The organism is Pseudonocardia sp. EV170527-09 (genome assembly GCF_008369905.1).
Lineage (GTDB): Bacteria > Actinomycetota > Actinomycetes > Mycobacteriales > Pseudonocardiaceae > Pseudonocardia.
This window is the reverse complement of the sequence record NZ_VRMC01000680.1, coordinates 1-232: the sequence shown is the minus strand read 5'-3', so window position 1 is coordinate 232 and position 232 is coordinate 1. Positions and strand designations below refer to the sequence as shown.

The following is a 232-nucleotide window of genomic DNA, read 5'->3' as shown; positions in this document are numbered from 1 at the left end:
GGCCTCCGCGGGGCCGTTGTGCCGTCGTGCGGGGACGCCGTGCCGCTGCGCATAGACCCGGTGCCGGTGCGCGGGGACGCTGCGCCGCTGCGCGGGGACGCGGTGTGCTTGCTGGCGACGGCGAACCGCACGATGTCGGCCACCCAGTCGGTGTCGGTGCGCAGGGTCAGGTGCCCGGCCCCGCCGCGGCGCTGCGCCGCTGCCACCCGGTCGCGGTGCTCGGAGGCGGCGG

The 232-nt window shown here is 79.3% G+C and carries 1 pseudogene; it reads right to left on the bottom strand.

Annotated elements, in window-relative coordinates:
* Positions 1-232 (bottom strand): annotated as a pseudogene (locus FVA95_RS33425) (hypothetical protein); the annotation flags it as partial.